The 10232-nt window shown below is 71.0% G+C and carries 13 protein-coding genes; 4 read left to right on the top strand and 9 right to left on the bottom strand.

The window, feature by feature from the left end; all coding sequences use genetic code 11:
• Positions 1-104: 104 nt before the first annotated feature.
• The 4 genes from DSY14_RS24595 to DSY14_RS24580 all read right to left on the bottom strand — a co-directional run bounded on the left by DSY14_RS24595 (position 105) and on the right by DSY14_RS24580 (position 3052).
• A complete protein-coding gene (locus DSY14_RS24595; RefSeq protein ID WP_211718997.1) occupies positions 105-962 on the bottom strand; it encodes a class I SAM-dependent methyltransferase in 858 nt (285 codons plus the stop codon).
• 78 nt (positions 963-1040) lie between these two features.
• Positions 1041-1490: a helix-turn-helix domain-containing protein gene (locus DSY14_RS24590; protein ID WP_211718996.1), complete on the bottom strand. Its 450-nt coding sequence runs from the start codon at positions 1488-1490 to the stop codon at positions 1041-1043.
• Positions 1491-1573: 83 nt separating this feature from the next.
• Positions 1574-2029 carry a hypothetical protein gene (locus DSY14_RS24585; protein WP_211718995.1) on the bottom strand — a complete coding sequence of 152 codons (456 nt, stop codon included), beginning with the start codon at positions 2027-2029 and terminating at the stop codon, positions 1574-1576.
• A 66-nt stretch (positions 2030-2095) separates the two neighbouring features.
• Positions 2096-3052 (bottom strand): (2Fe-2S)-binding protein, encoded by a 957-nt coding sequence (locus DSY14_RS24580; RefSeq protein ID WP_307851325.1) that lies wholly within the window; start codon positions 3050-3052, stop codon positions 2096-2098.
• 138 nt (positions 3053-3190) lie between these two features.
• Here DSY14_RS24580 and DSY14_RS24575 point away from each other — a divergent pair, with 138 nt between their 5' ends.
• Genes DSY14_RS24575 through DSY14_RS24565 form a run of 3 tightly spaced genes read left to right on the top strand, consistent with a single transcriptional unit; the run spans position 3191 to position 6283 of the window.
• A complete protein-coding gene (locus DSY14_RS24575; RefSeq protein ID WP_374224051.1) occupies positions 3191-4579 on the top strand; it encodes a sensor histidine kinase in 1389 nt (462 codons plus the stop codon).
• Positions 4567-5268 (top strand): response regulator transcription factor, encoded by a 702-nt coding sequence (locus DSY14_RS24570; protein ID WP_211718993.1) that lies wholly within the window; start codon positions 4567-4569, stop codon positions 5266-5268. The genes DSY14_RS24575 and DSY14_RS24570 overlap by 13 nt, the downstream gene beginning before the upstream one ends.
• Before the next feature lie 46 nt (positions 5269-5314).
• Complete coding sequence (locus DSY14_RS24565) at positions 5315-6283, top strand: DUF4097 family beta strand repeat-containing protein (protein ID WP_307851324.1); 969 nt, start codon at positions 5315-5317, stop codon at positions 6281-6283.
• 28 nt (positions 6284-6311) lie between these two features.
• Here the strand turns inward: DSY14_RS24565 and DSY14_RS24560 are convergent, their stop codons facing one another.
• Positions 6312-6704: a hypothetical protein gene (locus DSY14_RS24560; protein WP_211718992.1), complete on the bottom strand. Its 393-nt coding sequence runs from the start codon at positions 6702-6704 to the stop codon at positions 6312-6314.
• 108 nt (positions 6705-6812) lie between these two features.
• Here DSY14_RS24560 and DSY14_RS24555 point away from each other — a divergent pair, with 108 nt between their 5' ends.
• Positions 6813-7829 (top strand): Gfo/Idh/MocA family protein, encoded by a 1017-nt coding sequence (locus DSY14_RS24555; RefSeq protein ID WP_211718991.1) that lies wholly within the window; start codon positions 6813-6815, stop codon positions 7827-7829.
• On the opposite strand, the gene DSY14_RS24550 is transcribed toward DSY14_RS24555, so the two are convergent.
• The 4 genes from DSY14_RS24550 to DSY14_RS24535 form a co-directional block, all read right to left on the bottom strand.
• A complete protein-coding gene (locus DSY14_RS24550) occupies positions 7807-8715 on the bottom strand; it encodes a GNAT family N-acetyltransferase (protein WP_211718990.1) in 909 nt (302 codons plus the stop codon). The two genes, DSY14_RS24555 and DSY14_RS24550, sit on opposite strands and share 23 nt — an antisense overlap.
• Positions 8716-8818: 103 nt before the next feature.
• Complete coding sequence (locus DSY14_RS24545) at positions 8819-9214, bottom strand: DUF2784 domain-containing protein (RefSeq protein WP_211718989.1); 396 nt, start codon at positions 9212-9214, stop codon at positions 8819-8821.
• 79 nt (positions 9215-9293) lie between these two features.
• Positions 9294-9752 (bottom strand): Clp protease N-terminal domain-containing protein, encoded by a 459-nt coding sequence (locus DSY14_RS29330; RefSeq protein ID WP_211718988.1) that lies wholly within the window; start codon positions 9750-9752, stop codon positions 9294-9296.
• A gap of 104 nt (positions 9753-9856) precedes the next feature.
• Positions 9857-10232, bottom strand: a 376-nt coding sequence (locus DSY14_RS24535) for a WYL domain-containing protein (protein ID WP_211718987.1), incomplete at its 5' end; no start/stop codon positions are given.

The following is a 10232-nucleotide window of genomic DNA, read 5'->3' as shown; positions in this document are numbered from 1 at the left end:
CCCCCGACCTGCTCGGGGTGATGTCGGGGTGGGTGGGCCGGGCCGCTGTTCGCCGAATCGGCCGATCCCGGTCGATGTGGGCCCGCGCGCCGACCCTTCATGGCTTAGCGCGGGTTTTCGTTCCGCTGTTCCTCAACCCCCGGCACGGCGCCGGGACCCTGCTCGGGAACACGGCACAGGACGGCGCCGCGAGGAAGGACGAACACACCGTCGGGGTGCTCGCTCCAGCGCTTCCACCCCCGGGAGATCTCCTCCAGTTCGGCGCGGTCGGCGAACCCCTCGTCCACCGCCTGACGGGCCAGGTCCGACTCCAGGATCCGCCGCGACCACATACCGCCCCACCAGGTGCGACGTTCGGGGTCGGAGTGGTTCCACACCTCGGCCACGTAGGTGACGTCCTCGAACCCGGCGGCGCGAGCCCAGGCGGGCAGGCGGCGCCCGGCCTCCGGTTCGCCCCCGTTGGCGCGGGCCACCCGCAGGTACAGGTCCCTCCAGGCGTCCAGCTCCGGCAGCGGCGGATGCCAGTACATCGCTGGGTAGTCGCTATCGCATACGGCCACGACCCCGCCGGGGCGGGCCACCCGCCCCATCTCGGCCAAGGCCCGTACCGGATCGCCCACGTGCTGGAGGACCTGGTGGGCGTGGACCACGTCGAAGGTGTCGTCGGGCAGGTCCAGGTCGTGGACGTCCGCGACCCGGAATTCGATGTCCTTCAGGCCCTTCTCCACGGCCAGGGCGCGGGCCTGCTCGACGGCCTCGGGGGATGCGTCCACCGCGGTGACCGGACCGGGGGCGACCCTGCGGGCCAGGTCGACGGTGATACTACCGGGGCCGCACCCCACGTCGAGGAGGGACCGCCCCGGGAGCATCTCCGGCAGGGCGTAGGCCGCGGAGTTCTCGGCGTCGCGCCACAGGTAGGAACCGGTGACCGTGGGGTGCTGGCCGTGGGTGTAGCGGGCCATCGCGAACCGTCCTTCCGTCCGGGTGTCGGGCGGCTCGACCCTACACCGAACGTCTCTTTCCCTGAGATGAACCGTTCACTAGGTAAGACGCTCGGGTCTTTCGTCCTCACCGAGCAAGGCGCGGACGAACTCCAACATCCGCGTCGTCTCCTCCAACCCTCCGACGAGGACCACCCGCAGCCGACCCCGTTCGGTGTCGTACACGACCTGGGACTGGGCGGGCGCGCCGCCGGCGGACACCCCCGTGGTGGCGGCGGTGATCAGTGTGCTCAGGCGATCGGCGGTGGTGGGGTCCACGTCGTCGACCTGCAGCACGGTGGAGGCCTCCGCGTGCGGGCGCCCGCTCGGCGCGTGGTCGTGCGCGGGATCCCCACCGGTGAACTCGGCCAGATCCCTGCGGTGGATCCGGTACTGCTTGCCGATCCGGGTGGCCGTCAGGCGCCCCTCGCGCACGTAGGCGCGTACGGTCTTCACGTGCAGGCCCAACAGGTCCGCGACCTGATCGACCGAATAGTACTGCTGGGCCACGCCCACCTCCCGGAACATCCCTGAACCACCCCGACGTTACCGAAAACGGAGCAGCCAGGGGCGGCATGGGGAGGTCCGGGACCTCAGGCGGCCTCGGAAGGGGAGACCCGGCGCATGCGCACGCGGCCGGTCAGCCGCAGCCACACCACCAGGAAGGCCCACAGCACGGTCGGGATCTGGGTCCAGTCGGTGTAGCCCAGCGAACCCGGTCGGTAGACCATGCCCAGCACCACCCCCACCACGAGACTGACCAGTGCCACGCGCCAGGGGGAGCCTTCTCCCAGGAAGCGCAGGAGTCGGCTGTAGCCCCACAGTAGAAGGAACGCGATGGCCGTCACCGCGAGCGCCAACGGCCACACCTCGCCCAGGCCTCGGCTCACACCGGCGAAGGCGAACAGGGCCGGCACCATCAGCAGACACAGGGCCAGCACGGGTGCCAGTACGGCGGCCGCCACCGCGCAGGCCAGGGGTCCCCACAGGTTGTCGCGGTTGGGCCCGGGGCGGGGGGAGTCGCCGGGGCCACCGTTCTCAGAGGTCACCCCCTGTTGATGCCCACACCGAACGGTCTCAGCCCTCGGCGCGGCAGGCGACGTCGACGCACCCGGTCAGGGTCGCAGGGCGCAGTCCCCGCACAGTCCGCCCCCGGGGATCCGGTGGTACAGGCAACACGTGGTGCGGCGGAAGGTGGCGCTTCCGTGGGCGTCCGTTCCGACGAGTGCGCCGGTCCCCACCAGTGCGGGGCGTTCCAGGAGTACACGCACCACCTCTTCGGCGCGGCGCCGATGGTCGGGTCGGGCCCCTCCCAGGGAACGGGCCGCCCCGGCCAGGGCGGAGGCGGTGTTGCCGCGCAACAGGCCCGGAGCGACGCGACCCAGGTCCACCAGCGCCTCGGAGACCACACCCAACCCGTCCACCGCCCGCTCGACCGGCCCCACCGCGGCCTCCTCTTCGCCGGTCGGATCCAGGGGGCGGGCCTCGGTGTCGAGGGTGCGCACCGCCGTCGGGCCGTCGAGGGGAACGAACAGGTTCCCGGGTTCGAGGTGCACCCCGTGGCACACGGCCGCGGCCAGGACGGGGGAGAGGACCCGCGAGGCCAGCCCCTGCTGGTACAGGGACGCGCCCACACGCCACTCCACGTCACCGGGGCGGCCACCGAAGAGCGCGGCGAGCCGGGCGCGGACCCCCTCCACCCGGGCCGCCAACGGTGCACCGGTGAGGCCGCCGCGGACCACCGCCTCCCACCCCGGTGCGGGCCCGTGCGGTTCCAGGGCGAAGAACATGTTGATCCCGCCGATGTCCCGCAGGACCGGAGCCAACGGTGGATGATGGTCGGCCCGGTGGGCGCACAGGCGGTACTCCAGGCCCGGGTGCGGGGTGAACCCGACCAGGCGCGCGGCGCGTTCCAACGCGGACCCCACGAGGTCGTGGCTCCGCAGCGGTTCGTCGTCGGCCGTGGTATCGAGTGGTTCTGCCAGAGCGCAGGCGACCGTGGCGGAGACCGAATGGCGCCGTTCCACCCGCCGCGGACCGTGCCCCTCGATGACCCACTCGACGTCTCCCACGAACACCGCTCCCTTCTCCCGCCGCTCCGTCCCGGCCCCAGTATGCTCCCCGGGCCGGCGGGGTGGTGCTGGCACCACCGGCCGGTCTCGTGCTGATGACCTCGTGCCCCAGGGGCCCGCGAACCTAGATTGGACCCCGTGAGCGGAACACGAGAAGCGCCGACGGGCACGGGTATCGCGGGGCGGTGGGGCACCCCGGTCTCCGTCCCCTTCCTCGACGAGGCCCGGAGCACCACCTGGCGCGTGCGTCTGGTCGAGGTCCTGCACCTGATGACCTCCCTGGCGCTGTCGGTGTTCTACCTGGTCCCCGCCGTGTTGCTGGTCACGTCGGCGACCTGGGTCGGGGTGGGACTGTACCTGCCCATCAGCGATCTGCGGCTGGACCGTCCCCTCCCGCTCCTCGCCGTCGACGTCCTGGTGTTCGTGGCGCTGCTCCCGGTCGCCGCCACCCTGGTGGCGCGCCTGGCCTGTTACACCCAGCGCGCACGTCTGGCCAACGTGTTCGGGATCGTGGAGACCCGCCCCCTCGACCCGTTGGCCCGGTCCGGTGCCTGGACGCGCGGCTGGAGCTTCGTGTTCGGGCGCGAGTCCTGGTCGATGGTGGTCTACAGCACCGCCGCCGGACTCCACGGCCTGCTGGCCGGCGGGCTGGTGGTGGCGCTGGTGGTCTGTGGGGGAGCCGCCGCGCTGGGGTCCCTGTTCGGGCTGGTGTACGTCCTGGCCCAGGGGGCCACCCCGGTCGACCTGCTGGGCCCGCTCGGCCTGGTGTTGCTGGGTCCGGTGGTCGTCCTGGTGGGCCTGCGCGCCGCACCCACGGTGGTCTCCTCCGAAGTGCTGTTGCTGCGCTCCCTGCTGTTCGACGCACCCGAGGTGCGTATGCGCCGCAGGCTCCTGCACGTCCAGGACAGCCGCCAGCGCATGGTGGACGCCGCCGAGGCCGAACGTCGACGCATCGAGCGCGACCTCCACGACGGCGCGCAACAGCGACTTCTGGCCCTGACGTTGACCCTGACCCGGGCCCGCGCACGCCTGGCCCACGACCCCGAGGGGGCGCGCGCACTCATCACCGAGGCACAGCGCGAGTCCAAGGAGGTCATGACCGAACTTCGCCAGGTGGCCCGCGGCCTGCACCCTCGTGTCCTGACCGACCACGGTCTGGGCGCCGCGCTGCCGGTGGCGGCGGGCCGCTCACCCGTGCCGGTCCGCCTGGAGCTGGACCTGGACGAACGCCCGTCCTCCCGCGCCGAGGGCGTCGCCTACTACGTGGTCAGCGAGGCGCTGACCAACGTCGCCAAGCACGCCGGGGCCACCGAGGTCCGTGTGGCGACCGACCGCGCCCCGGGTTCACGCGGTGACCTATTGCGCGTCATCGTCACCGACGACGGTGTCGGCGGAGCCGACCCCGAGGCGGGCAGCGGCCTCTACGGTCTGTGGGACCGGGTGGACGCCGTCGACGGCGTCCTCACCGTCCACAGCCCCGAGGGCGGCGGGACCGTACTGACAGCGGAGATTCCATGGGAGGCCTGACCGTGAGCACCGAGGACCCGACGCCCCGGAGGACGCGCGTCATCATCGCCGAGGATTCGGTGTTGCTGCGCAGCGGCATGGCCCGACTCCTGGAGGACGCCGGGGTGGAGGTCGTGGCGTCGGTGGGCGACGCCGACGCGCTCATCACCGAGGTGGACGCGCACCCGGACGTGGACCTGTGTCTGGTGGACATCCGCATGCCGCCCACCTACTCGGAGGAGGGCATCCAGGCGGCGGTGAAGATCCGCGAGACCCACCCCGAGGTGGCCGTGCTGCTGTTGTCCCAGCACGTGGTCGACCGTTACGCCGCCGACCTGCTCGGCGCCGGAGCGTTCAAGGTCGGCTACCTGCTCAAGGACCGGGTGGCCGACATCGAGGAGTTCATGACCGTCCTGCGCCGGGTGGCCGACGGCGGGGCCGCGATCGACCCCGAGGTCGTCACCCAACTGCTGAGCCGCAACCGTGACCGTTCCCTGGAACGGCTCACCCCCCGCGAGACCGAGGTCCTGGAGGTGATGGCGGAGGGGCTGAACAACGCGGGCATCGCCGACCGGCTCACCATCACCGAACGGGCCGTGGAGAAACACATCAGGTCGATCTTCCTCAAGCTCGACCTGGGTCAGGACGACCACGACCACCGTCGTGTCCTGGCGGTACTGCGCTACCTGCGCGGTTCGACCAGGAACTGACGACATCGACACCGAGGAGGGCCAGTCCTTCCGAAAGGAGAACGACGTGACTTTCAGGGCGCGCGGGTTGTACGCCTCGTCCAGCAAGGAGCCGGGCCGCTTCCGATGGGGCCTGTGGATGGTCCTGGGCGGAGTGCTCGTGGTGATCCTCGTGGTCATCACCGCGGTCTCCGTGCTGGGCAACATCGTGGCCCACCAGAGCGATCGGGCCGACTCCTTCGGTGGGGCGACCGAGCTGCACGTCGACAACCGCACCGGCGGGCGGATCGAGGTCGACTCCACCGACGGCGACGAGATCGTCGTCGAACGCACCCTGCGAGGCGGGCCCCTGTCCGAACCCGAGGAACGGATCGACGAGGGCGGTGACCGGTTGGGCATCGACAGCGACTGCACCGGTCTGGCGCTCTTCTCCAACTGCGCCATCGACTACACGATCCTGGTCCCGGCGGACGTCACCGTCACCCTGGCCACGGTCAGCGGTTCCGTGGCGGTGGAGAACCTGTCCACCGAACTGTCGGTGGGCACCACCAGCGGAGCGGTCGAGGTCTCCGATCACACGGGACCCGTCGTGGCCGAGACCGTCTCGGGGGCGATCGAGCTGTCCGACATCACCGGTTCGGCCGACGTGAGCACCACCAGCGGCGGCATCGAGGTCTCGGGGGAGGGCGACCGCCTGGAGGTCTCCACCACCTCGGGTCGTGTCGAGGTCGACGACTTCACGGCCGATGAGGTCGTGGCGTCGTCGGTGAGCGGGTCCCTGGAACTGGGCGGTGGGTTCACCACCCTGGAGGCCTCCACCACCTCCGGCAGCGTCGAGATCGCCACCGACAGTCCCTTCGAGCTCATGACGGTGGAGACCGTCAGCGGCAGCGTCGAGGCCGAGGTGGCGCGGGGGACCTACGACGTCGGTGGGGAGTCGACCTCGGGCAGCCGTGACATCGACGTGGAGACCTCGTCCGACGCCGACAGCCGGATCGAGGTCGACACCACCAGCGGGTCGGTGCGCATCCGCTAGGTGGCCCGGGCCCGCGGCCCGGCCCACCTCAGGTGGACGGTCCCCTCTCGAAGCGCAACGCCGCCCAGTCCGAGTCGATCGGTTCCTGGGCGGCGGGGCGCCATCCGGCGTCGATGAGGGTGTCCCACCCCTTCTCCGAGGTGAGGTCGGTGATGATCGTGCCGCCGCGTTGGGGGAAGCACACCCACAGCAGGGTGGCGGGTCCCATGACCGCCAGCACCGCGGGTCCCTCACGGTCCACCGTTCCCCGGTCGAGCGCGAACAGGTGCACGTGGTCGTACACCGCGCCCTCGATGGGCCCCAGATCGATGTGAAGGTCGGGCGGGGGGTTCAACAGGCGAAGATAGCGGTCGGGGGCGTTGAGAACGAGCAGCCTGTCCCCGGACCCCACCCCCAACCTCTGGGCGAGTGTGGACGCCATTCCTCCTCCGTTCACGTACCTGCCCGGCCACCGTACGTTTTCCGGCGGCCGAAACCGAGGACCTTCTCCGTCTGGCCCCGGAGATGACCGTGTTTTTAGGATGCCCTCATGACACAAGAGAACGGTGGACCGCGCTGGGGCGTGGTCGGTACCGGCGGCATCGCCCACTCCTTCCTCGAAGGCCTGCGGGCCGTCCCCTCCGCCCGGGTGGTGGCCGTGGGTTCCCGGACGGCGGAGCGCTCCGAGGAGTTCGGGGCCGCCTGGGACATCCCCCACCGTCACGCCGACTACGCGGCGTTGGCGGGCGACCCCGACGTCGACGTGGTCTACGTGGCCACGCCCCACCCCTGGCACCACCCGGTCACGCTCCTGATGCTGGGCGCCGGCAAGCACGTGCTGGTGGAAAAGCCCATGGCCATGAACGCCCTCCAGGTCACCGAGATGGTGGCGGCGGCCCGGGCCAACGATCGTTTCCTGATGGAGGCGCTGTGGACGCGGTACCTGCCCGTGCACGAGGTGGCCCGTGGCCTGGTCGCCGACGGAGCCATCGGCGAGCTGACCGCGGTCTCCGCGGACTTCGGCATCAACGTTCCGTACGACCCGGACCACCGACTGTTCAACGCCGACCTGGGCGGTGGAGCACTGTTGGACCTGGGCATCTACCCGTTGGCGTTGGCCTCCCAGTACCTGGGCGAGCTGACCGTGGTCGGGGCGACCCGTCGCCTGTCACCGGACCACATGGTGGACGTCCACACGACCATGTTGGTGCGCGGCGAGAACGGGGTGAGCGCCACGCTGGACTGTTCCTCGCGCACGTCCCTGCCGGGGCGCGCCGTCCTGGCCGGGACGGGCGGTCGGATCGAGATCGAACGGTTCTGGGCCGCCACCGACCTGGTCCTGCACCGGGACGGTCGTGAACCCGAACGGTTCCATCGGCCCTTCCGCGCCAACGGTTACGAGTACGAGGCCGAGGAGGTGGCGCGACGCCTGGCCGTGGGCGAGCGGGAGAGCCCACGGATGCCGTGGTCGGAGAGCGTGCGCCTGGCCGGGGTCATGGACCGGATCCGGGACATGGGGTCCCTGGTCTACAGCAGGCCCACCGTCAAGGCCGTGCCCCTGGGATGAGTCCGGTGGCGCGTGCTCTGGTGGGGGTGGCCCTCGCGGTCGACTCCCTCGGGGCCGCGCCCCGCCGTTCCTCGGCGGACGTCGACGACGGGCCGCCCCACAACCGGCCCAGGAGGATCCTGGACAGGGGCAGGGCACCCATGCGGACCACCATCAGGACCGCGTCCTTGGGGCCGACCTGCTCCGCGAAGTAGGCGTCCAGTTCGGCGTCGCCGCTGCGCGGCGGCACACCGTAGACGCGTCCCTCGAACATGCGGTAGGCGTCCCGGACCAGCAGGGTGCGCGGGTCCAGGCGCGGGCCGTCCCCGAGCCACTCGGCCGCGTCCGCGGCGATGCGCGCGATGGTCGCGGGCACGGGGCGGTCCTGCCGGGGGTGCACGCGGGCCGGGCCCAGTCCCTTGTGCCAGCCCGAGTAGACGGCCGGGTGGCGGGTGCGCAGGACGACGTAGGTGTTGCTCCAAGGGCGCGTGAGGATCTCCCGGGCCAGGAAGTGGATCATCAGGGCGCTGGAGAGACCGAACCTCCGGTGAGCGGGCACCACTCCGGCGGCGTCCAGGTAGAGGGCGCGGCGGGAGGCGAAACGGCGACGGTGGTAGCCGCCCCAGCCCACGGGGATCCCGTCGGGGTCCAGGATGAGCGCCAGGCACGAGATCCGGTCGAAGAAACCGGCCTCGTCACGGTTGTGCCAGTAGTCGGAGTGGTCGGCGCCGAAGGAACGCGCCGCCAGGTCGCGCAGGATGGTCAGCATGCGGGTACGGCAGGGTTCGGTGAGTGAGGCCGGAGAGTCCCAGCGGGCGACCCGGTAGCCGTGGGCGAGCGGGCGCACGGTCGGTGGGGTGTTGAGTTCGCGCAGGTCAGGGCTGAGAGTTCGGGTCTGTTCGGGCACGCGGAAGCCCACTTTCATCACTCTAAGGAAGTAAACGACTCCTTAACGTAGCCTCTTTGGGGTGGGTACGTGGGTCGGTTCGCCCATTCGAGGAGGCGAACCGTCACCGCGACAGAGTGTTCTTCCGCTGCGCCGCGCGGGCGCGATAGAGCTTCCAGGCGAGGGCGGCGTAGGAGAGCGCGACGATGCCCGCGATGACGAACCGCGAGGTCATCAGCTGGTCCTCGGGATAGATCACCCCGGTCAGGTGATAGTCGATGAACCCGTGGGGCATCACCTCCCGGCCGGTGGCCACCCGCGACCAGTTCTCGATGTCGGTCAGGAAGCACGGCCAGCCGATCGTGACGATGCCCAAGGCGTAGGCGGCCACGCCCAGGTGCGGCCAGAACATGCGCGGCCACCGCAGCGCCGCGAACCCACCGAAGACGACGTAGGCGAAGAAGAGGTAGTGCGCGACCATGGCCGTGTTGCCGATGAGGAGGACGCCGAAGTGGTTCATGGGACGAACCTAGGGATGGACGGTGGGTTCCTACATCGGTTCTCCTACCCGGTGCGGGTGAGTACGAGTACTCAGGCGCTCAGGCCGCGCGGTCCTCGGTCAGGAGCAGGAACGCCCGTTCCCTGACACCGGTCGCGTCCACGTCCAGACGCCGCAGCATTTCGTGGGCCACACCGCCGCCGACCGAGGTCAGCCCCAGGACCAGGTGGTGGACACCGACGTGCGGGTGCCCGCACCGCGTCGCCTCCGCCCTTGCGGTGCGCAGGACCGCGCGCACCCGCCGGGTCGGGATCGGGGGTTGTTCGAGCGGATCCCGACCCGGGGGGATGATGCGCACCGCCTCCCTGCGCAGCAGGTGCGGAGCCGGGTCCAGGGCCGTGTGCCGCCCGTCCTCCTCCGCCTGCCGGGCCACACCGATCACCAGGTGCTCGGTGCCCAGAAAGGAGTGGTACAGGGCGCGGGCCTCGTCACCGGCCAATTCCATGGCCCGTAGGGCCGCGGTGGTGAGCTCGGGTTCGGCAGGGGGGTGTTGGGGCACGACCGCCTCCACGTTCGGGGGTGAACCTTCATCGATAACACGCCGGCCCCGGCTCTAGACGTGCCGTACGAGACGACGGACGCCGGACCGGTGGGCGATCGGGGTCAGGTGGGTGGGGTGGTGCCGGTGTGCAACAGCCGTGCGCCCAGGCGTGCCATCACGTCGCGCAGCTCCGCGGGTTCCTCGACCTCCAGGTCCATGTCCAGCATCGCCAGGTGGCAGGCCATCCCCACCAGGTCGTCGCCGGCGCACAGCAGAACGCAGGAGTGGTCGTCCACCGCCTCGATCGGACCGAAGTGCGCGGCCGGTCCCCGCAACGCCTCGTGCGCGGGCAGCGCCAACCGCACGCGGGCCTTGATCGGCCACATGTGCAGGTTGAGCCGTTCGGCCAGGTAAGTGGCCACCCCGTTCTCGGGTGGGTCGCGCGGGTGCACGCGGGGGCCGGCCGCGCACTTCGGTCCGATCGAGGCGGTGGACGAC

The organism is Nocardiopsis sp. MG754419 (genome assembly GCF_018207095.1).
Lineage (GTDB): Bacteria > Actinomycetota > Actinomycetes > Streptosporangiales > Streptosporangiaceae > Nocardiopsis.
Note: the sequence above shows the minus strand (reverse complement) of the source record. Positions and strands in the feature narration are given on the sequence as shown.

Excerpts from the sequence above, each read along its gene's own strand:
- DSY14_RS24595 (WP_211718997.1), bottom strand. The coding sequence starts at position 962 with ATGGCCCGCTACACCCACGGCCAGCACCCCACGGTCACCGGTTCCTAC.
- DSY14_RS24570 (WP_211718993.1), top strand. The coding sequence starts at position 4,567 with ATGGGAGGCCTGACCGTGAGCACCGAGGACCCGACGCCCCGGAGGACG.
- DSY14_RS24560 (WP_211718992.1), bottom strand. The coding sequence starts at position 6,704 with ATGGCGTCCACACTCGCCCAGAGGTTGGGGGTGGGGTCCGGGGACAGG.
- DSY14_RS24555 (WP_211718991.1), top strand. The coding sequence starts at position 6,813 with ATGACACAAGAGAACGGTGGACCGCGCTGGGGCGTGGTCGGTACCGGC.
- DSY14_RS24545 (WP_211718989.1), bottom strand. The coding sequence starts at position 9,214 with ATGAACCACTTCGGCGTCCTCCTCATCGGCAACACGGCCATGGTCGCG.